Consider the following 18,501-nt stretch of genomic DNA (forward strand, 5'->3'; position numbering starts at 1 on the left):
GTCGCGCTGCCCTGACCCCTCCCGAAAGGATCCGCACGATGACGCTGCCCTATGTCCCCGACGGCCTGGTGATGCCACCGGGAGAGGGCCGCACCCTGGTCACCGCGGCACAGCACGTGACCTTCAAGGCGACCGGTGAGCACTCACGGGTCGCCTCCAGCTTCGAGGTCGTGGTCCCCCCGGGATTCGACGTCGGCGCCCACCTGCACACCCGCAGCGAAGAGCTCTTCTACGTCCTCGAAGGCGAGCTCGACGTCCTCGCCTTCGAACCGAGCATCCGCACCCGCGACAACTGGCGCGCTTGGGAATCCCCGTCGGGAAAGCGGTGCGTCCGGGCCACCGCCGGAACCGTGATCGTCGTCCCGGCGGGCTGCCCGCACGCGTTCGCCAACACCTCGGGCGAACCGGCCCGGATGTTCTTCCAGGCATCGCCCCCGCCCGACCACGAGCGTTACTTCGAGGAACTCTTCGACATCCTCAACTCCGGCCCGCAGGTGGACCAGGAAGCCATCGCCGAACTGCGCCTCCGCTACGACATCGAACAACTCACCCCGATGGAAATGACGCCGCCCCGCATCGGGTGAACGCCCCGCCGTCAGGCCCTGCCCCGCCCCCACTCCTCGAACTCCTCCACCACGTTCCGCAGCCGCCACGGCGGGGATTTGAGGAACATGCCGCGCAGTTCGGTGACCGGCACCGCCGCCGGGCAGTAGTCCTCGTCCTCGTACAGGTCCTCGTGGTCCGGGTCCTCCATCGGGTCACCCGGCACACCCACGAACGGGCCCTCCCAGGTGTCCGGGTCGATCGGCGCCGCCGGGTTCACCTTCCACACCGCGCCCGCCCGCACGCACACCTCGCCCAGGTACCACGCGGGCGCGGTCACCCTCGGGGTGTGCTGCGCGGCCCGAACGTCCTCCCACTCGGACGAGGCGAAGTCCGCCCGCACCGCACGCTCCAGGTCGTCGACCGAAGACGGGGAGAAGTCCCAGGTGCCCGGGTGCGACGCGGCCCACGCCGCGAACGCCGCCTCCTGTTCCGCCAGCCACGTCCTGAGCCGGGGATGGTCCGTCCACTGCTGCTCGCTCATGACCGACGAGGGTACGGGAGTGGTGTAAGAGGCTTGTGGAGATGGGGAGTTGGGAGTTTGGGGAGCCGGAAAACTGTGGGGCTCCTGTGGCGCGGCAGGGCTAGCGTGTGGTGCTGCGCGGCACCATTGAGCACGGGGGCCCCTGGTGTCGCGGCACGCTCCACGCCCACCTCTTCGGGCTCCCGGGGAAAGACACGCTCGCGTGAACCAGCCGATGTCTTCGAGATCCACGTCTTCGATATCCACGCGCTCGATATCCACGCCTTCGACATCCACGCGCCGGCACCACCTCTGGGCGCGCGCCGCGGTCGCGCTCGCCACCGTCGGCATCCTCTCCGTCAGCGGCCTGCCGCAGCTCCAGGGCACCGCCGCCGCAGCGGTCAAGGCGCAGCGCTGCGACGAAATGTTCAAGCTGCCCAGCAACCCGACGGACCCGAGCAAACTGCCCTGGGCCAAGGGCGACGCGGTCCGGCCCGAGACCGATTGGGACTCCTACGGCTTCCCCAACCAGCGCCAGGCCATGGACGGCCTCTCCCTGCCCGACGACCCCGCCGCGCGCGACAGGATCCTCGACAAGCTCGACAAGCCGTACAAGAGCTACCCGGAGGGCACCCCCGACCGGGTCTACGCGACGTACAAGGACTACCTGAAGCGCAACGGCAACACCGACACCAAGTACGGCGGCTTCGGCAACTGGCTGAACGAGGCCTACATCGAGGTGTACGGGCGCCAGCCGCGCGGCGAGGCCTTCCACGGCAAGGTCATCAAGGACCTCGGGCTGACCGGTCCGGACTGGATCTGCGAGGAGACCGTCACGGTCACCGACCCGGAGACCGGCGAGTCCTACCAGCGGCGCTACGACGCGTTCAACAAGGTCACGAAGGAAGCCGTCGAGATCAAGTCCGGTGGCAACCACGACACTTCGCAGGCGCCCAAGGACCGGGCGTTCCTGAAGGACCCGAAGTTCAAGGACTACAAGCTGCGGTACGCCTTCGGGCAGCCGCAGTCCGAGGACACCGTCAAGTACACGGACGGGCTCAAGAAGCTCGGCGGGCAGGGCCGGGTCACGACGTACGAGCACGTCTCCACGCCGGAGCCCGAGTTCCAGCCCGGCAAGTACACCGCCCAGGACACCGCCAAGAGCATCGGGCGCGGCGCCGACGTCATCCGGCAGTCGCCGCCGACCCCGGCCGACCTGAAGCGGCAGCTGGACCGCATCCGGGCCGCCGACCCCGAGGGCATGCGCGTGCGCGGCCCCGGCGGCGTCGACTTCTCCACGCTCGAACTCCGCTACGTCGGCAAGCCCGTCAAGGGCCAGGGCCTCAACTACTCGTTCTCCGCGAACAAGGTCGACGAGTCCTCCGGCCTCGGCTACGGCGGCCGGCAGAAGGCCGAGCTCATCTCGGACTCCTTCTTCACCTGGCTCGCCCTGACGCCCGAGAAGTTCTGGGTCAACCTCAACCCGGACCAGCCCGACAAGATCATGGACAAGACGTTCGGCAAGACCGACGCCGGACGCGTCCTGCTCCAGGCCGACCTGGAGATGAAGCACGACTACGCCAAGGACATGGACCCGCGCACGGGCATCGGCAAGCAGCTCTTCGACAAGCTCAAGGCCGAGAACATCCCCTGCACCCACGGCGTACGGAACTGGATCGTCCCCAAGCCCGCCGAGGTCCGCGAGCAGAACGGCGGCCTGTACATCCTCGACGCCCCGCTCAAGGTCAACTCGGTCCCGCAGGAGGTCAAGACCCCGAGCCCGAACGGCCCGTGCAACCTCACCGACGCCCAGCACAAGCGCGTCACCGAGCTCATGGACGCGATGATCGTGCCGGACATCGAGAAGAAGGTGAACACCGACGCCCGGTACGCCGACCTGCGCGCCGTCTACAACGCGCGCGTCGCGGCCGAGTGGATCCGCCAGCAGGACGCCAAGTCGCCGACCGACTACCACGCGATCATCAACAGCAACACGGTCACCGACTGGCCACTGCGCGGCAAGAACGCCTCCTGGACCCCCGAGCAGACGTACAAGGACTACGTGAAGTCCTTCACCCAGGGCGACTACAGCTACCCCTGCGAGAGGGCCGGCCGGCCCGGCACCTGCGTCATGGGCGGCGTCGACTTCTCCAAGTCGCCCAAGCAGAACGTCACCCAGGCCAAGTTCACCGCCGAGCACAAGAACCTGCCCCGCACGACCGACATCTCCGTCAAGGCGATGACCGACGACGCCGAGAGCAGGGCACTGCTCGCCCTCGGCGGCAACACCGCAGCCCACACCGGCACGGGAGGCAACCCCACTCCCACTCCGACCCCGACCCACAGCGGTGGGACCTCGACACCGCCGTCCACCCCGGCACCGGCCCCCTCCGGCCAGGGCGGCCACCAGCCCGCCCCCGGTGACCAGCACGCCAGCGGCGGCCTCGCCAACACCGGCACCCAGATCGCCACGATCGCGGGCGCGGCCCTGGCACTGCTCGCGGCCGGCGCCGGCCTGGTCTGGCTCCGCCGCCGTAAGGCCTCCGGTGGTGGCGGTGCGTAACTGGCCCTGACATTCCGCGAGTTACGGATGCCAATCACGGAGCTCGGTTACGCGCTCAGTTACGGAGCCCAGTCACGGAGCTCAGTTGCGGATTGCCGGAAGGGGTGCCGCTGCCCAGCGGTGCCCCTTCCGGGCCGTACGCCCCGGACAGTACGGCCACCAGCCGCAGCGCCATGTCCAGGTTGCAGCGACCCAGGTCCACCAGCGGGAACAGGACGTGCCCCGAGCAGGTCAGTGGGTCGATCCGCAGCGACGGCAGCACCACCCCGGCCCGCGCCAGCTCCTCCCGCAACTGCTCCACGGCGTTCTCCGCCGCCCGTACCCGCTCCACAGCCGTCAGCGCCATCTGCCTCGCCCTCCTGCATACCGAGTGTCCTTCTTTCCTTACCCAGCGTGGCCGAATCCAGCTAGCCTGACTACTGTCGGCGACCCAACAACCCCGCATGTCCAGGGAGTTGCCCATGCCAGGCCCCAAGGACCTCGACCCGTCCGCCTCCCCCCGCACCTTCCTCGGCGCCGAACTCCGCTTCGCCCGCGAAAAGTCCGGCCTCACCCAGGACGAACTCGGCCAGCCCCTCTTCGTCTCCGGCTCCTTCATCGGCCAGCTCGAATCGGGCACCCGCCGCATGCACCTCGAATACGCCCGCCAGATCGACCAAATCCTGGGCACGGACGGCTTCTTCACCCGCAACTGCGTCGCCGCCGCGAAGTCCAAGTACCCGGACCACTTCGCCGAGGCAGCGGAGGCGGAGGCGGTCGCGACGACGATTCGGGAGTACGCGCCGCTTCTCATCCCGGGTCTGCTGCAAACGGAGGCCTACGCGCGGGCCGTGTTCCGCGCCTACCAGCCCACGGCCCCGGACCCCGTCATCGACGACCTGGTGACAGCCCGACTGGACCGCGCCCACCTCCTGGCCGATCCAACAACGCCCTTGATGTGGGCGGTACTTGATGAAGCAGTACTGCGCAGGGAGGTGGGCGGAGCAGCGGTGATGGCCGAAGCCCTGGCCCATGTGGCAGCCCTCGGCATCCGGCACCGGATCATCGTGCAGGTGCTGCCGTTTTCGGCGGGTGGGCATGCGTCGATGGGCGGCGCACTGAAACTGATGGGGTTTGAAGATGCACCCCCGCTCGCCTACTTCGAAGGCCCAGGAACAGGGCGCCTGGAGGACGACCCAGCCACCGTCACCCGCCACGAACTGGCATACGATCTACTTGGGGCCAGCGCACTGTCACCACAACAATCCCTGGCCCTGATCGAATCAGTGGCGGAGGATTACGCCCATGAAGATCAGCCCTGAGTACGACCTGAGCAAGGCAAGTTGGCACAAGTCCAGCTACAGCGGCGGGGACGGCGGCAACTGCCTGGAGGTGGGTCACTGGCGCAAGTCCACGTACAGCGACGGCAGCGGCGGGAACTGCCTCGAAGTCTCGGACGACTTCCCCCACATCGTCCCCGTCCGGGATTCGAAGAACCCGGACGGCCCCGTGCTGGTCTTCCCGGCCGCAGCCTGGGCGGCGTTCGTGGAGGACGTACGCGCGTGAGGGACCGGGACGACGAACCCGTTTTCCGTAAGAGCGGGTTCGGCACCAACCGGTACGAGTACAACCCCGCGAACCCGGTGGGCCGCGTACTGATCGTGGTCACGGCCATCGGGGTAATCGTCGGCCTCGTGGTGATGGGGTCGTCGCACTGAAGGCGTAAAAGGCGTAGAAGGCGTAAGGGGTCCGGGCGCTCAAGCCCCGGGCCCCGTCTGCTATTTGGCGAACTTCGGCGATGCAGGCAATACATGCGGCCCGGGCAGGGCGTCGCGCACACCCCGGAGCTCAGGCGGCGAGCCGCGAGCCGTGTTTGAAATCGAATGGGCGGAGGGCCTCAACCCACCCGCCCTCCCTGCCAGTTGGGCGCGCCGCACAAAGAATTCGTACTTTCCGCGTTCGACTTGCCACGGAGGGTGACGACCCTTTAGCGTCCGAGACAACAAAAAGCCCCCGGGGCGCGCAAACACCTCCGGGGGCCGACGCCAAGATCGTTACGAGCGATCCGGCGGTGTGACCACCACGATCGAAACAGGCGATCCGATGGCTGACAGCCACTTTAGTGCCGTACCCCCCGCCGCGCACCCAGACCCGCATCCGATGGCCAACCCGGGCTACGGAAAGCGGTGCGTACCCGGCCAACTGGCCCGCACGAACAACGACTTCTCGCACCTTCCGCCCCGCGAGGCCGCCGTCGCCGCATACGTCGACCGGCTCCCGGAAGGCGCGGACATCTCCGTAAAAACGCTGGCCAAGGTGCTGCCGTACGGCCAGTGCGCCTTGCGCACCGCACTCCAACGCCTGGTGAGCGCGGGCCACTTGCGCCGGGGGCGGGAACACCTGCTCGGCTCAGACAGTGCGCGCTGGGTGACCCGCACCTGGTTCTCGCGGACGGCGAGGGACGACGCTTGGTGGGCGGAATTCACCCGAGGGTGTGTCGACGACGCGTCCCCCTCACCCCCGCCCCCGCCCCCGCCCCCGCCCTCCCCCTCCCCCGGGCCCGTTACCGCTCAACACCCCACCTGCAGCCGGGCGTTCACCCTGCTGGCCGCCCTGGGACGTACCGCACCAGCGCTCTCCCTCTCCGCGCGGGACTGCTCGGACCTGGAGCCACTGGTGGTGGCCTGGTTCGAGCGCGGCGCGACGGACCAGGACGTACTGCGCGCCCTGACCACCGGGCTCCCGACCCCGGTCTACAGCGCCGCCGCCCTCACCCGCACCCGCCTCATCGGCAAGCTGCCCCCGGAGCGTGCGTCGGCACGCCCTGCCTTGCGCGTCCTGGAGTGCGCGAAGTGCGGCACTCCGGGCCGCCCGGAGGCCCTGCTGGGCGGCGAATGCGGCCCGTGCCGGGGCGAACCCACCCCCCGGCCACCCGCCTCCCGACTCCCCTCCGAAAAGGTCCGCGCCCACGCCGCAGAAGCCCGCGCGGCAGCGACGCGCCGGGCCGAGAGGACTCCCGCGTGACCATGCAGCCCATTCGCGCACGTGGCGGGGCACGATGTAGGGGAGGAGGCGACGCCATGACCCCCAGCACAGCCGAGCACCCCCAGATGTCCGTCGAGGACTTCGAGGAGCTCGCTCGCCACGCTCCCGAGACGGTGACTCTTGAGTTCATCAACGGAAAGCTAGAGGTCAAGCCCGTGCCGGACGGCGACCACGTCACCATCTTCATGTGGCTGCTCCGTCAGTGCATGCAGGCCCGACCCGACCTGGACCTGCACCCCGAGCAGGGCCTGAAAGTCGGGGCGTACCGCAAGGGCCGCGCCAAGCCGCACGGCTCACTCGGACCGGTGGGCCATTTCGCCGGGCAGGGCGAATGGGCTGACCCCGCCGGCGTCCTCATGGTCGTGGAGGTCACCTCCCACGACTCCGGCACGGACCGCCGCGACCGCGTCGAAAAGCGCGACGGCTACGCCGAGGCCGGTCTTCCCGTTTACCTCCTCATCGACCGCGACGCCAACACCCTCGTCGTCCACAGCGACCCGCGCGGAAACACGTACACGCAGACCGTCTCCCACCCCTACGGCGCGACCGTCCAACTACCCCACCCGGTGAACATCACCCTGGAAACCGAGAAGCTGAAGGACTACGCGCTCTAGAGGTCCATACCGCTGACGCCACCGTCACGCCGAGGCCAGGAAGTCCCGCTCACGGCGCAGTTCCCGCTCGGTGATGGTCAGAGGGAACAGGGTGAAGCCGTGCATCGCGCCGGCGACAACACCCAGCTGCACCGGCGCGCCCGCCGCCTCCCACCGTGCGGCAAGGAACAGTGAGTCGTCCAGCAGCGGATCCTCGGTGCCGACGACGATCCGGGCGGGCGGCAGCCCCGCCAAGTCCGCGAACAGGGGCGAGACCTCCGCTCTGCGGCGCTGCTCCTCCCCCATCCCTGGCGTGAACAGCTCATAGCTGCCCCGAAGCGAGTCGGTATTGCTCAACAGCCGCCTCGCGCCAAATGATCGCTGGCTCGGTGTCATCGACAGGTCGTAGGGGCCGAAGAGCAGATGCGCCGCCCGGAACGCGCCCGCCATGCCGTGCCGGTCGCGCAGGCGCAGCAGCGTCACGACGCTGAGGTGGGCACCGGCCGATTCACCTCCGATCAGCAGCCGTTTGGTACCGAACTCGGCCGCAGCGTAGTTCACCAGCCACCGGGCAGCGGCTTCGCAATCGTCGGGCCCGGCAGGGAACGGGTGCTCCGGCGCGAGACGGTAGTCCACGCTCACCACGGCCAGCCGCGCCTCCTCGGCGAGCCGCCAGAGCCGCTCGTCCTGCCCGTCCGCAGACCCGAACGCCCACCCCCCTCCGTGGATGTGCAGATACACCCCGTCGACCTGGTCGGGCACGAAGACCCGTACCTTCACTCCGCCCTCAATGACACGGTCTTGGCCGTACGGCAGCCGTACCGGTGGCGCGTCGCCGCCGAGCCGGTTGCGCCGCAGGAGCGCCAGCGCGGCTGCACTCGGCGCCTGCCCGCGAGCTGGACGGCTCGCGGCCGCGGCCTCGAATTGCTCGTTGAACGCCAAGGTCTCGGGGAGGCAGTCCTCATCTGTGATCGTCATGCCATCGACAGTCGCAGCCGTCCGCGACAACCCCCTGTCACCGTTTCCGCGTGAAGGCCATCACGCTCACTGGCCCGAAGGTCCAAGTGCCGTGCCATGTAGACCACTTGGCGGCGCCTTGGCGGCTACTTGATGCCTACTTGGCGGACTTCACCGATATGTCGCCGTTGCTCGTGGTCAGGTTCAGGTGGTGGGCGGCGGACGCGGTATCGGGTATGCCGAGCTTCTTGTGGCCGCTCTGGGTCTGGGCCGCGACCTGGTACTGGGCGGACGGGGCGGTCAGCGTGATGCTGCCGTTGGTGGTCTGGGCCGAGACGTTCTGCACCGTGGCCGGGGTCAGGGAGATCGAGCCGTTGGACGCTCGGGCCGTAGTGGCCGTGCCCTTCAGGCCGTTGGCGTCGATCGAGCCGTTGGTGGTGCGGATGTCGACCGGACCCGTGGCGTCGTGCACCTTCACCCCGCCGTCGGTCGTGGACACCTTCACCTCGCCGACCGACGACAGGCTCAGCGCGCCCGCTTCGGTCGAGCCCGTGACCGGGATGCCGGCGGGGACGTCCACCGTGTAGTCCACCGAGCAGTGGCCGGAGCAACCCCCGAGCACCAGCACGCCGTTCTCGACCCGGTAAGTGGTGCCCTCCGGCTTGGACTTGCCCCGGTAGTTGACCTCCCGGTGCACGGCCGCCTTGGTGAGGCCCTTTTTGCCGCGTATGCGGAAGCCGTCCGAGTTACCGTCGATCCGTACTGCGGTGATCTTGTCCTTGACGGTCGCGTCGTCCTTGAACGTCTTGTCGTCCAGCGGCCCGCACGCACCCAGCGCGCCGACCGCCAGGGCGGTGAGGCTCACGGCCGCGATGGTGCGGATCCGCAGTCGTGTGGTGCTCATGGAACTCCCCCGATGGTGCGTCATGTGGCGTCATGTGCGTCTGCGTCATGGGCGTCGTTTACTTGCCGGTTGGGCCGGTCCGCGCCCCCGTCCAATCACAAATTCTGCCCGCCCCACAGGCCCCGCACCATGGAGCCAGCACTACTTTTGACCTTCGTATTCTCCGTACCTCCAGGGTTCGGGACAGCGCAGAGCGGGGGCTCAGAAGTCCATGTCACCGCACCGCCGCTCTCCCTCTCAGCGGGTGAGAGCGGCGGCGGCTCGCATAGAACTCATCCCCTCCAGGTTCGGTCGTCATCACTGACCGGTTCGGCAGGCGTTGCACAGCCGTGCCGCTTGGCCGACTCCGCGGCGAAGGTGCTCAGAGCCTTGCGGACCGCTGCGCGGTCGTGGTCTGCGGAGGAGAGTGCTTCGACGGTGAACAGCGCCTCACCCGTCGGGCAGGACGCGGTCGTCCATGCTGAGCCGTCCTCGTTGCCCCGAGGCCCGAGGTACAAGAACGGGTTGCCCTGGGGATCCCGGGGGGACTGCTGGTACGGGCCGTAGTACGCGGAGATCTTGAGGGTCCGCCCACCATCCGGTCCGACCAGGCGGCACTGCTCGATGGGCGCCACGCCGTCAGCCACAGCCTCGTACGCAGGCGAGTCAATCCCGCGGCATTGAATTCTCCGACCATCACCCCGTACAGCCAAGCTTCTTCGTAACGTTGGGTACAAAGTCCTCAAGGAACGCTTGGACCTTCTTTGCCCCTGCTTCGGAACTTTGGACCTGCTTACCAGTCAATTTAACATCAAATTGCACATAGGCGGCAGGTGATCCACAATTAGCCGTAATGAGGGCTCCATTCGCTCCAATTACGGCGATCCCCGGGAAGGCCGTCCTACGGCGGCCAGCCTGCGCGAACTCTGAAATCGCATTCGCCCAATCCTCGGCTGGCAATTGCTTATCAATCTTGGAGATCCGGACGTTTAGAGTTTGAATTCCGTCGACGCTCAGATTACAGATTACGTCGCGCAGTTCACCCTTCGACACCGCCACTTCCCCCTCACTGGGCAACAGCGGGGCCAGGGAGTCACCCCGCACCGCAACGTCGCAGAATGATTTCGGCATGTCGATACCCTTGCTACATCCTGACACCACCAGCACAAGGGCGACCACAGCCAGTAGGGTTTTATATGCGGTTCTCATCAATGAGTTCCCGCAATACCGTCTGCCATGGAGTTTCCATGGTCGGCGGCCGCCGCTATCTTCTTGTAAATCCCCTCACTTGCCGAATAACCGGTCTCGCCAGTCGCCCAGGTCGAATTAACTTTGTACCACTGATCCGCGAGCGCATTGAGCTGGTACTGTCGCATTGTGTATGTCTGCTGGTTGTCGTTGGTCAATTTGTCTGCCTGGTGCTTCTGCTCGTCCATGATCCATGCGCTGGTGACTGCGTCGGCGCCGCGCTGTGCGATGTCACCAATTCCGGGAATGAAGTTAAGTATCGCCCCCGAAGCGTGGTAGCTCCAGGCCTTGTCCCATGTGTAGTCATGTTGGTCACCCTTGAGAGCGTTATAGCGCCCCTCCTCCATGAACCCAATCGCATATCCCGCCGCATCCAGCGTGTCTTCCGGCCTTCTGCTTCGGTCATAGAAACTGCCGACAATGGCATGGTTCATACCCTCATGGAGCATCCCATAGGATTCCTCACTCCTGGAGATTTGTTTAGTCATCTCCATGACCTGCCCCTGATTTAGTGGCGTATGCCCACTTGGGTCACTCATCGTGGCGTACACCTTATCCCCATAGTTGGTCATGATCTTTGCCAAGTCATCCCGAAGGGAGGCCGGCACATCATTGCCCTGTTTGGACAAAAAATCCAGCGAGTGCTCGAATATACGATTGTTGACACCCGAATGAGTTGTGAGAGCGTGGGGCGGCCCGGAGGGATCGATGCCGGTTGCCCCTGCGGTCAAGGCATCCCCCAAGCCTTTGCGGTTGTCGACGTCGGGTATATCGGGACCATGTGTTTCAGCCTTCGCGCCTTGGCTGTCCCAATTACTGGTGTTAATGACATCCCAATCGCGGCTGCCTTCACCGTGGCCCAGCAGATAGTCAAAGCGCTTCTTACCATCTTCCGTGCCCGGGTCGAGGTACCCAGCAGCGCCTTCCGCGTCGTGAGACATAACGCCGAGCGCGGCATCGACGGGGTCGTTCGCGAACCAACCGCCACCATTCTTGTTATCGAAATGACCATACAGATCCCAGACGTTCGGATCCTTCTTCTCCATTGCGATCATGTCGTCGGTAACGTCTGCAACGAACTGCGGCGAGTATCCGTGGCCTTGCTGCATCAGGGTGGCCAGGCTCTGATATCCCCGTACTTTCTGACCCTGCCCTGGCCCCACCTTCACCTGGTCGTGCGCTACTTCGAGGCCATACTCGTCATCGCCATGCTCCCGCAGCGCATCGCGCCACCGGTTATAGAACTGTGCATCTTTGCTGTTCTGCCAGAAGCCGAACTCAAGGTTGTATGCCGATGTCCCGAACTGCAATCGCTTGCCGGAGGCGTCCTTGAACTCCGGGACACGCGTCGCGGTCGCCAGCGAGTCGGACAGACCGCCATTGATACGCAGGTACGCGTCCTTGTGTTTCGTGTCATCGAAGTACGCGAGATCGTCGATCTTGTTGGACAGCTTCAGGGTCTTGTCCGCTGCGCCTGCTCGACGAGATCCTGCACGTGGCTGATCCGCTGGGCGAACTGGCCATGCGCTTCCACCTGGGCATCGGCGAACTGCTTCCGCGTCGCGGCAAATTGCCCCGCAGCCGCGTCGGCGCTTTCGCCGACCCAGCCCCCGTCCTTCGCGACGCGTTCCACCTGGGCCTTGTACAGGCTCTCCGGTCTGGTGAACTGGTCGGCCATGTCGTCCCAGCCCTGGGCAAGATCCGTCAGCGCACCTATGCGGGCAGTGACCACATCCTGATATGTGAGCATGCTCGTCCCCGTCTCCTAGACCTCGTGCCGCGGGACAGGCGCGGTGTGTATCTGCGCGACCCGGCTCTTCACTCCGTGGTCGATGTACTTGAAGTCCTGCTTGGTCTGCTCCAGTGCCGCCTGATCAGTTGCCAGACGGCCCTTCAAGTTCTCGACCTGCTGGTCCCATTCGTTCTGCGCGTCCCCCAACGCAGAACCGAACGCCCAGACCGAGAACGCCCGGGAGACCGATGCCGAGCCCTCTTCGGTTTGGCGACCGGCCTTGTCCGTCTCGTGCCGTATTTCCCGCAACGCCTTGACCGCCGCCGCTTTCCCCGAGCCATTCGTCCTCAGACCGTCCGCGCCGCCGCTTGCGCCACCGCCCGCACCGTCCAGCCGCATCTGATTCTGACGCCGCACCACCGCGTCGGTTTTTAACTGCTCCCACTCATCCCATGCCATCTCAGAAACTCCTCGTACGATCGGCGCCTTCATGCCCCGGCCACCCCAACCCCTGGCTCTGTGCGGCGACTTGAGCCCGGGCGGCTGCCGCTCGGCGGCGACGGGCGCGAAGGAACCAGAGGCCGAGGAGCGTGCCGGTGAGCGCCAAGGCGCCAATTCCCAGGGGCAGTGCGTAAGTTGATGCCTTGCTTTCGCTGCCTTCTGCCGCCGGGGGCGCCTCGTGCCCGGCGGGGCTCTCGGTGGAGCTCCCCTTGGGCTTCGACGCGGGGGGCGCAGCTGGCGGGGTGAGATCGGGCAGGGGGTATACATCGGCGGGGCCGGGGTCACCGGGGTTTTCCAGGGCGACGCGGGGGCGGACGATCCCGTAGCCGATCGAATCGTTGCGCTTGGCGCCATCTGTGGGGGCGCCGACTGTGTTGAGCATGACCCGCAGGACCTGGTTGTTGGTCCAGTTCGGGTGCTTGGACCAGATCAGGGCGGCGGAGGCGGAGGCTAGGGCGGTGGCGTCGCTTGTGCCGTGTGATCTGCACAAGTTGGTCTCGCTCTTGCAGGCGTGCACCATGTCGTCGCCGGGCGCGGCCAGATCAACCTGGGGGCCGTATTCAGACTCGGCGGTCTTGCGAAGGTCCCGGCCCACCGCAGACACTCCGACCACACCTGGTGTGGCGCCGGGGTAGTCGACTTCATTGTCCACATTGCCGCTGTTCCCCACGGACGCGAAGACCAACGAGCCTTTGTCCAATGCGTATTTCACTGCCTCGGTGAGCTGTGGCGAGCCTTCACTTACGCCCATGGAAATGTTGATGACCTTGGCGTTCTGGTCAGCTGCGTAGCGGATCGCCTGGGGAGCAACCCCATTGAAGCGCTTGTTTCCTTCGGCCTGGTTGGCGGCAGTACCCGCCTTGGGCATGCGGATCGGGAGGATCTTTGCGCCTGGGGCCAGGCCGAAAGCACCGCTTCCGCCATGGGCAGCTCCCGTTCCCGCGATCAGCCCGGCCATGCCGGTGCCGTGACCCAGATAGTCTGTGTGCTCGTCCCCCGGCTGGCCCTCTGAGAGGTCCTTACCCGGCAGAACTTGCCCGGCCAGATCAGGAATGCTCGGGTCGACGCCTGTGTCGATCACGGCGACAGTGATGCCTTTGCCCGTGCTGGTCCGCCACATCTCGTCGGCCTTCATGGCATCGAGAAACCACTGCTTCTCGCGTGTCGACTCCGCCCGGGCCGGTACGGCCGCGGCACCCACCAGCAACAGGCCGCACAACGCCGACACCGCAGCGGGCCCGCGCCTGCGCCCAACACTGCTCCTTGGCATGGGATTCCCTCGCGCCTTTCCTGAACGCATCAGTCGATGACCGGCGGCACAGCACGCCCGGCGCCCTGCCGCCACGTCTCTTCGTCCTCGGTGAGGTAGCCGGCGGCCCCTTCACGCCGTGGGCGCGCCTTTTGGGAGTCCCGGGGTGTCGTGCCACCACGGGCACCGCCCGGAGCCGCACCAACCGGCCTCCCGCCCGAGATGCCTCCTCGCTCCGCACCGGCACCTGCCGACGCGGAAGAGGGACCGCCGGCTCGCCCCGACTGCTGCGCGCTGCCGCCGCTCACCCCGCCACTCGCGTACGGAAAACGGCGGCCAGGAGCCGCTCCTGGCCTGCCGGACGCCGCTCCCGTCGGGCCAAAACCCGCTGCTGGCCGACCCGTCATCTGCCCGGCGGGGCCTGCTCCTGTGGCAGGCCCCGCTGCACCGTGGCCTGCTGCTTCCCCGGCCCCCACGACGGTTCCCCTGGGGATGCTGCCACCTGGTCGACCCGAAGGTGCGGGCACGGGACGACCGCCGGTGATGCCGGGGCTGCTGTCCGGCATGCGAACAGGGCTGCGCCCAGACCCGGTCTGCCCAGGTTGCGTCAGAGGACTCTCCCCAGCCACAGGCCGCCCCGGGCCCGTTGGGCCTGGAGGCACGCTCAGCCCGCCGCCGAGAGCCGACGGCGGCATGCGTACTACCGACAAGTCACCGCTGTTGGTCGGAGCCGGGCTCGGCATGCTCCCGGCAGGGCTCGGTGTCGGTGCTGTCTGCGGCAACGTGGCCACCGAGTCGATGTCCAGCTTCGCGGGCTGCTGAGCGTCCCCCGATGCGGGGTGCGCAGGGGAGACGAGATCCGTACGGGCTCCAGGGCCAGGGCCGGGGGCGCCAGAAGCAGAAGCTTGGGCCTGCGCCGGGTGCTCCAGGGAGATGCGCCCGCGCGAGGAAGCACCCGCAGCCGTACCACTGGCGTCCGGCTCGTACACGCTGCCGTTGTGCGAGTCATACGCTTCCGGCGCGATCGCCTGCGGCGGCGGCGGAAACTTAGGCCGCTCCAAGCCATTCATCTGCGTCGCAGACTGCTGGTACGCCTGCCCCAGCTTCCGCATCTGTGCGACGGCCTCCTGACGCACCTTCTCCTTGTCCGCCGCCAGTGCCGCCAGCTCGCCCGCCGACTTCTTGCTTATTGCCGCCGCGTCCGGGTCGTTGTGCGCCTTCTGGGCCGCGTCCAGGTTTCCTTGTGCGCCCGCCTGGTCGCGGGGGATGGCGACCTGGGCCGAGGCGATCGCGTCGGAGGCGTGGCCCAGCCATGTCGACGAGCCCTCGCTGAAGTCGCCCAGTCTCAGCGTGGCGTTGGCCAGGTCCGCGCTCCAGGTGCGGAACGCGTCCGCGCCCGCGCCCTTCCACTCCACCCACTGCGGGCGGACCTTCAGGTCGTCCGCGATCTTCCGGATCTCCTTGGCCGCCGCCGCCAGCCGGTCGGCGGCCCCCTGCACGGTGCCGCTGTTCGCCTGGTCCAGCCAGGCCAGCATGGCTTCGTGGCTCATGCCCTCGAACGGCGTGCTGCCACCGGCGTTCCCCTTGCCGCCCATCAGATCGTCCCTCCGGCGTCGCCGCCCGAGGGCGACTGGCTCGGCTTGTCCGGCTGGCTCGGCTGGTTCGGCTGGTTCGGCTGGTTCGGCTGGTTCGCACCGCTTTCCGGATGCGTCTCCGGCTTGGCATGTCCGGGGTCGTAGTCGCCGCCGTAGTGCTTCTTGGTCTCCACGGCGATCGCCGCCATGCGCTGGCGGATCTCCGCGTCGATGTTCTGGTAGCCCTTGTGTGAAGCCAGCACCGCGATGCCCATGCCCTCGATGGAGTCCGACAGCAACTTGGACAGGCTCTCCAACTCGGCGATCACCGTCTCGTACGAGGTGAACAGACCCGAGGCTTCGGCGAACGCGCCGCCCCCGCCCCCGAACTGGTCGCGGGCGAGCCGCTCTTGGCCCACCTCGCCCGGTCCGGCCGGAGAGCCCTTGAGGTTCCGGATCAGTTCATCCACGCGCTGCTGGAACTTCGTGAACGACGTCAGCTCGGTGACCACGTCCCCCGCGGCCGCCTGCGCCACGCCGAGCGCGTTGAACGGCCAAGACGACGACTCCGCCGCCGCCCCACCCCCGTTTGGTGGCAAAACACCCTCCCCGTACAGCACTGTTCTCACCTGCAACGCAACTCTAACTATCGGTAGTTGCGGTTCCCAGGCGTCCCCTCGCAAAGAGCGGCGGAAACAGGCCAATGTGGGGTACGGATCGACATAACCGCTCGCTCGCGGTCTGGTTCGGGAAACGCCCGAGGGCGGCACCCCCGTGATGGGGATGCCGCCCTCGGCGTACTGCCAGGAGCTACCGAGCCGGGGCTCAGAAGTCCATGTCACCGCCCGGCATGCCGCCCGGAGCGCCGCCGGCAGCGGCCTTCTCCGGCTTGTCGGCGATGACGGCCTCGGTGGTCAGGAACAGCGCGGCGATGGAGGCGGCGTTCTGCAGGGCAGAGCGCGTCACCTTCGCCGGGTCGATGATGCCTTCGGCGATCATGTCGACGTACTCGCCCGTGGCGGCGTTCAGACCGTGGCCGACGGCCAGGTTGCGCACCTTCTCCACGACGACGCCGCCTTCGAGACCACCGTTGACGGCGATCTGCTTCAGCGGGGCCTCAAGGGCGAGCTTCACGGCATTGGCGCCGGTCGCCTCGTCACCTTCGAGCTCAAGCTTCTCGAACACCGCGGAGGCCTGGAGCAGGGCCACGCCACCACCGGCGACGATGCCCTCCTCGACGGCCGCCTTCGCGTTGCGAACGGCGTCCTCGATGCGGTGCTTGCGCTCCTTGAGCTCGACCTCGGTCGCGGCACCGGCCTTGATGACCGCAACACCGCCGGCGAGCTTCGCCAGGCGCTCCTGCAGCTTCTCGCGGTCGTAGTCGCTGTCCGAGTTCTCGATCTCGGCGCGGATCTGGTTGACGCGGCCCTGGACCTGGTCGCTGTCACCGGAGCCGTCGACGATCGTCGTCTCGTCCTTGGTGATGACGACCTTGCGGGCGCGGCCGAGCAGGTCGAGACCGGCGTTCTCCAGCTTGAGGCCGACCTCCTCGGAGATGACCGTGCCGCCCGTGAGGATGGCGATGTCACCGAGCATGGCCTTGCGGCGGTCACCGAAGCCCGGGGCCTTGACGGCGACGGACTTGAAGGTGCCACGGATCTTGTTGACGACCAGGGTCGACAGGGCCTCGCCCTCGACGTCCTCGGCGATGATCAGCAGCGGCTTGCCGGACTGCATGACCTTCTCAAGGAGCGGCAGCAGGTCCTTGACCGAGCTGATCTTCGAGTTGACGATCAGGATGTACGGGTCGTCGAGCGACGCCTCCATACGCTCCATGTCGGTGGCGAAGTACGCCGAGATGTAGCCCTTGTCGAAGCGCATGCCCTCGGTGAGCTCAAGCTCAAGACCGAAGGTCTGCGACTCCTCGACGGTGATGACGCCTTCCTTGCCGACCTTGTCCATGGCCTCGGCGATGAGCTCGCCGATCTGGGTGTCGGCGGCGGAGATGGAGGCCGTAGAAGCGATCTGCTCCTTGGTCTCGACATCCTTGGCCTGCTCAAGGAGGGCGGCGGAGACGGCCTCGACGGCCTTCTCGATGCCGCGCTTCAGGGCCATCGGGTTGGCGCCGGCGGCCACGTTGCGCAGACCCTCGCGCACCAGGGCCTGGGCCAGGACGGTCGCGGTGGTCGTACCGTCACCGGCGACGTCGTCCGTCTTCTTGGCGACTTCCTTGACCAGCTCGGCGCCGATCTTCTCGTACGGGTCCTCGAGCTCGATCTCCTTGGCGATGGAAACACCATCGTTGGTGATCGTGGGGGCGCCCCACTTCTTCTCGAGGACGACGTTGCGGCCCTTGGGGCCGAGGGTGACCTTGACGGCGTCGGCGAGCTGGTTCATCCCGCGCTCGAGACCGCGCCGTGCCTCCTCGTCGAACGCGATGATCTTGGCCATGTGAAGTGGTCCTCCCGGACAGGGGTGGCGTTCTTCGTGGATCGCGCCGGCGCCCGCGACGGACGGCCTGCAGCCCTTGTGGTTCCTTGCCCCACGCGGTCTGCGGGCCTCACTGACCCGATCCAAGTTCTGTCACTCTCACTGGGAGAGTGCTAAGCCCAATGATTAGCACTCGGCACCTGCGAGTGCAAGCGAGTCTCTTGAACCGGACCCCTCCACTTACCGGTGCTGTCCCGTCCCCCGGCGCCGGCGGGGGCTCCGCCCCCACACCCCGGCTCCTGCGGAGGGCCGTCCGTTTCGTCCGCGGGTCGTACGTGGCTGGTCGCGCCCACGCGGCGGAGCCGCACAATGTCGCAGCCTCGCGCCCCTTAACCCCCTTCGACCTGCGGGTCGTGCGTGGCTGGTCGCGCAGTTCCCCGCGCCCCTGTAGGGCACCCGGCATCCCCTTGGTCGCGCCCACGCGGCGGAGCCGCACGTGTCACAGCCCCGCGCCCCTAAAAGCTCGATGCTGGCCGGCACCGGCATCCCCAGCCCGTCCGGCGTTTGAGGACGAGCGCCCTTAAGGCGCGAACGGGGTCTGGGGCGGAGCCCCAGCAGGGAACCACCGGGCAGCGGCCACGGGGGGATGCAGGAACGCGTGAAGGGGGCCACCCTTTTGGG

20 protein-coding genes are annotated in these 18,501 nt (G+C 67.3%); 7 read left to right on the plus strand and 13 right to left on the minus strand.

Going from position 1 to position 18,501, the window contains the following annotated elements:
- Positions 1–38 precede the first annotated feature (38 nt).
- Positions 39–584, plus strand: a complete 546-nt coding sequence (locus OHA17_RS18055; RefSeq protein WP_406507465.1) for a cupin domain-containing protein — start codon at positions 39–41, stop codon at positions 582–584.
- An 11-nt stretch (positions 585–595) separates the two neighbouring features.
- Here the strand turns inward: OHA17_RS18055 and OHA17_RS18060 are convergent, their stop codons facing one another.
- Positions 596–1,087, minus strand: a complete 492-nt coding sequence (locus tag OHA17_RS18060; protein WP_406507466.1) for a hypothetical protein — start codon at positions 1,085–1,087, stop codon at positions 596–598.
- 214 nt (positions 1,088–1,301) lie between these two features.
- On the opposite strand from OHA17_RS18060, the gene OHA17_RS18065 reads away from it, so the two are divergent.
- The gene (locus OHA17_RS18065) at positions 1,302–3,629 is read left to right on the plus strand and encodes an LPXTG cell wall anchor domain-containing protein (protein ID WP_406507467.1); all 2,328 of its coding nucleotides are present in this window, start codon (positions 1,302–1,304) and stop codon (positions 3,627–3,629) included.
- Between the two features lie 55 nt (positions 3,630–3,684).
- On the opposite strand, the gene OHA17_RS18070 is transcribed toward OHA17_RS18065, so the two are convergent.
- Entirely contained in the window at positions 3,685–3,975 is a 291-nt protein-coding gene (locus OHA17_RS18070; RefSeq protein ID WP_406507468.1) for a hypothetical protein, read from the minus strand.
- A gap of 115 nt (positions 3,976–4,090) precedes the next feature.
- Between OHA17_RS18070 and OHA17_RS18075 the strand changes: the two genes are divergently transcribed.
- The 5 genes from OHA17_RS18075 (at position 4,091) to OHA17_RS18095 (ending at position 7,267) form a co-directional block, all read left to right on the plus strand.
- Positions 4,091–4,930, plus strand: a complete 840-nt coding sequence (locus OHA17_RS18075; RefSeq protein WP_406507469.1) for a Scr1 family TA system antitoxin-like transcriptional regulator — start codon at positions 4,091–4,093, stop codon at positions 4,928–4,930.
- A complete protein-coding gene (locus tag OHA17_RS18080; protein WP_406507470.1) occupies positions 4,914–5,174 on the plus strand; it encodes a DUF397 domain-containing protein in 261 nt (86 codons plus the stop codon). Before OHA17_RS18075 ends, OHA17_RS18080 begins: the two co-directional genes overlap by 17 nt.
- Positions 5,171–5,326 (plus strand): hypothetical protein, encoded by a 156-nt coding sequence (locus OHA17_RS18085; protein ID WP_406507471.1) that lies wholly within the window; start codon positions 5,171–5,173, stop codon positions 5,324–5,326. The genes OHA17_RS18080 and OHA17_RS18085 overlap by 4 nt, the downstream gene beginning before the upstream one ends.
- Before the next feature lie 385 nt (positions 5,327–5,711).
- Entirely contained in the window at positions 5,712–6,632 is a 921-nt protein-coding gene (locus OHA17_RS18090) for a hypothetical protein (RefSeq protein ID WP_406507472.1), read from the plus strand.
- A 56-nt stretch (positions 6,633–6,688) separates the two neighbouring features.
- Complete coding sequence (locus tag OHA17_RS18095; RefSeq protein ID WP_406507473.1) at positions 6,689–7,267, plus strand: Uma2 family endonuclease; 579 nt, start codon at positions 6,689–6,691, stop codon at positions 7,265–7,267.
- Between the two features lie 24 nt (positions 7,268–7,291).
- Here the strand turns inward: OHA17_RS18095 and OHA17_RS18100 are convergent, their stop codons facing one another.
- From OHA17_RS18100 to groL, 11 genes are all read right to left on the minus strand, one after another.
- The gene (locus OHA17_RS18100; RefSeq protein ID WP_406507474.1) at positions 7,292–8,224 is read right to left on the minus strand and encodes an alpha/beta hydrolase; all 933 of its coding nucleotides are present in this window, start codon (positions 8,222–8,224) and stop codon (positions 7,292–7,294) included.
- A 136-nt stretch (positions 8,225–8,360) separates the two neighbouring features.
- Positions 8,361–9,107: a DUF4097 family beta strand repeat-containing protein gene (locus tag OHA17_RS18105; RefSeq protein ID WP_406507475.1), complete on the minus strand. Its 747-nt coding sequence runs from the start codon at positions 9,105–9,107 to the stop codon at positions 8,361–8,363.
- A 272-nt stretch (positions 9,108–9,379) separates the two neighbouring features.
- On the minus strand, positions 9,380–9,721 hold the full coding sequence (locus OHA17_RS18110; protein WP_406507476.1) for a hypothetical protein: 342 nt from the start codon (positions 9,719–9,721) through the stop codon (positions 9,380–9,382).
- A 61-nt stretch (positions 9,722–9,782) separates the two neighbouring features.
- A complete protein-coding gene (locus OHA17_RS18115) occupies positions 9,783–10,265 on the minus strand; it encodes a hypothetical protein (RefSeq protein WP_406507477.1) in 483 nt (160 codons plus the stop codon).
- 29 nt (positions 10,266–10,294) lie between these two features.
- Positions 10,295–11,644, minus strand: coding sequence for a hypothetical protein (locus tag OHA17_RS18120; RefSeq protein ID WP_406507478.1), 1,350 nt, complete (start codon positions 11,642–11,644; stop codon positions 10,295–10,297).
- A 143-nt stretch (positions 11,645–11,787) separates the two neighbouring features.
- Positions 11,788–12,084, minus strand: a complete 297-nt coding sequence (locus OHA17_RS18125; RefSeq protein ID WP_406507479.1) for a hypothetical protein — start codon at positions 12,082–12,084, stop codon at positions 11,788–11,790.
- Between the two features lie 15 nt (positions 12,085–12,099).
- Complete coding sequence (locus tag OHA17_RS18130) at positions 12,100–12,525, minus strand: hypothetical protein (protein WP_406507480.1); 426 nt, start codon at positions 12,523–12,525, stop codon at positions 12,100–12,102.
- Between the two features lies 1 nt (position 12,526).
- Positions 12,527–13,702, minus strand: coding sequence for a type VII secretion-associated serine protease mycosin (gene mycP / locus OHA17_RS18135; RefSeq protein ID WP_406507481.1), 1,176 nt, complete (start codon positions 13,700–13,702; stop codon positions 12,527–12,529).
- A 164-nt stretch (positions 13,703–13,866) separates the two neighbouring features.
- The gene (locus tag OHA17_RS18140; RefSeq protein ID WP_406507482.1) at positions 13,867–15,411 is read right to left on the minus strand and encodes a translation initiation factor IF-2; all 1,545 of its coding nucleotides are present in this window, start codon (positions 15,409–15,411) and stop codon (positions 13,867–13,869) included.
- On the minus strand, positions 15,411–15,989 hold the full coding sequence (locus OHA17_RS18145) for a hypothetical protein (protein ID WP_406507483.1): 579 nt from the start codon (positions 15,987–15,989) through the stop codon (positions 15,411–15,413). Before OHA17_RS18145 ends, OHA17_RS18140 begins: the two co-directional genes overlap by 1 nt.
- A gap of 226 nt (positions 15,990–16,215) precedes the next feature.
- Positions 16,216–17,841 (minus strand): chaperonin GroEL, encoded by a 1,626-nt coding sequence (gene groL / locus OHA17_RS18150; protein ID WP_053728151.1) that lies wholly within the window; start codon positions 17,839–17,841, stop codon positions 16,216–16,218.
- Positions 17,842–18,501 lie beyond the last annotated feature (660 nt).

Origin of the sequence: Streptomyces sp. NBC_00212, from assembly GCF_045206365.1 — a bacterium.
Taxonomy (GTDB): domain Bacteria; phylum Actinomycetota; class Actinomycetes; order Streptomycetales; family Streptomycetaceae; genus Streptomyces.